3 protein-coding genes are annotated in these 2,172 nt (G+C 67.6%); all 3 read left to right on the plus strand.

Annotated features, from left to right (window positions below):
• The first annotated feature begins 57 nt into the window (after positions 1–57).
• Positions 58–273, plus strand: coding sequence for a phage head-tail joining protein (locus tag ACK8OU_RS20065; protein WP_410305100.1), 216 nt, complete (start codon positions 58–60; stop codon positions 271–273).
• Positions 274–327: 54 nt separating this feature from the next.
• Positions 328–1,791: a phage portal protein gene (locus ACK8OU_RS20070; RefSeq protein ID WP_410305102.1), complete on the plus strand. Its 1,464-nt coding sequence runs from the start codon at positions 328–330 to the stop codon at positions 1,789–1,791.
• Between the two features lie 4 nt (positions 1,792–1,795).
• Positions 1,796–2,172: head maturation protease, ClpP-related (locus ACK8OU_RS20075; RefSeq protein ID WP_410305101.1), on the plus strand; the 377-nt coding region annotated here is incomplete at its 3' end.

The raw sequence follows: 2,172 nt of genomic DNA on the forward strand, positions 1-2,172 counted from the left end.
ATTCTGACACGAAAGCCTCCGGTTTCAGACGCGGTCTCACGATAAAGGGCGAGGATCATGCCGACAATCACCGAACTGCGCGCGCGCCGCGAGGCGCTGGCGGCACAGCGCGCCTCGGGCGTGGCCCGCGTCAGCTATGATGGCAAGACGGTGGATTACCGCTCTGTGGCGGAGATCGACCGGGCGATCGAAGCCTTGGATCGCGAAATCGCCGCAGCCGAGGGACGGCGGATCGTGCGCCAGGTCCGCGTGGCGACCAGCAAGGGGCTCTGATCCATGGCGCTGTTCGACCTGTTCCGCCGCCGAACCAACGGCGGCCCGGAGGCCATGCGTGCCCGGCTCGAAGGCGCCATGGCCAAGCGCCGGCTGCGCGGCTGGAACCCGCCCCTGGAAAACATCAACGCGCTGGTGGCCTCGGGCGGGCCGCGGCTCTTGGCCCGGGCGCGGGAACTCGTGGTGACGAATGGCTATGCGGCGAATGCCTGTGAGGCCTTTGCCGCGAACCTGGTGGGTGACGGCATCAAGCCCTCGTCCCTGATCGAAGACCCGGCCTTGCGCGACCGGGTCCAGAGGCTCTGGCTCGCCTGGACCGACGAGGCCGATGCCGATGGGCTGACGGATTTCTACGGGCTGCAGGCGATGGTCGCGCGCGAGATGTTCGTCGCGGGCGAGTGTTTCGTGCGGCTGCGACCTCGTCGGGCGGAAGACGGGCTTCTGGTGCCGCTGCAGCTGCAACTGCTGCAATCCGAGATGTTGCCCTTCGAGAAGACGGAAGTGGCCCCGAACGGCAACCGGATCCGCTGCGGGATCGAGTTCGACCTGATCGGCCGACGCGTCGCCTATCATTTCCGCCGCCGCCATCCGGGCGACAGCACCGATCAGCGCGGCCCCGTGCCGGAAACGGTCCGCATCGCGGCCGAGGACGTGCTGCACATCTATCGCCCGCTCGATGCGGGCCAGATCCGCGGCCTGCCGCATGTGGCCCCGGCCATGGTGCGGCTGTTTCTGCTCGATCAGTACGACGACGCCGAGCTTGATCGCAAAAAGACCGCGGCGATGTTTGCGGGTTTCATCACCAAGACCGCGCCTGAAGAGCCGATGCTGGGCGAGGGGGCGGCCGATCTCGATGGCGCCGCGATTGCCAGCCTCGAGCCCGGGACGATGCAGGTGCTGTTGCCGGGCGAGGATGTGAAATTCTCCAGCCCCGCCGATGTTGGTGGTGGCTATGAGGCGTTCCAGTACCGCACGCTGCTGGCCGTCTCTGCCTCGCTGGGACTGCCCTATCACCTGGTGACCGGCGATGTGCGGCAGGCCAACTATTCCAGCCTGCGGGCGGAACTGGTCGAATTCCGGCGCCGCGTGCAGCAGCTGCAGCATGGCGTGCTGGCGCATCAGCTCTGCCGACCCGTTTGGCGACGCTGGCTCGACACGGCGGTGTTGGCAGGCGCGCTCGCGATCGACGATCCGGCCACCGCCCGAGCGGTGCAATGGATCCCGCCGCGTTGGGACTGGGTCGATCCGCTGAAGGACATCCAGGCGCAGGTGCTGGCGATGGAGGCGGGCATCACCTCGCGGCGCAAGGTGGTCGAGGCCACCGGCTATGATGTCGAGGAGGTCGATCGCGAGAATGCGGCGGATGCGGCACGGGCCGGGGCGCTGGGTCTGCATTACCGCACGAGTCCCGGCGAGACCCAAGGCGCTCGGGCGACACCCACGGGCCGGCCCGAGCCCGGCAACGGCGGGGACGCGGCCGATACCAACGGCGCCGATGCCGACCCCGAACAGGAGTGAACAGATGAAGAGCTGGTACAGGATCCGCGCCCGGGCGAGCGGCGCGGCGGGATCCCGCACGGAAGTGCTGATCTATGACGAAATCGGCGCCTATGGCGTCACCGCGAAGGGATTCCTGGCGGAACTTGGCGCGCTGCCGGAGGACGCGGAGATCGATTTGCGTCTGAACAGCCCCGGCGGCTCGGTCTTCGACGCGGTGGCGATCTTCAACGCGCTGAAGCGTCATGCGGGCGAGATCACCGTCTGGATCGACGGCATCGCGGCCTCGGCGGCAAGCTACATTGCCATGGCTGGCGACACTATCATCATGCCCGAAAACGCCTTTCTGATGATCCATGACCCGTCGGGGCTGGTCATGGGCACGGCCGAGGACATGCGGGC

The organism is Pontitalea aquivivens, assembly GCF_046507575.1.
Lineage (GTDB): Bacteria > Pseudomonadota > Alphaproteobacteria > Rhodobacterales > Rhodobacteraceae > Pontitalea > Pontitalea aquivivens.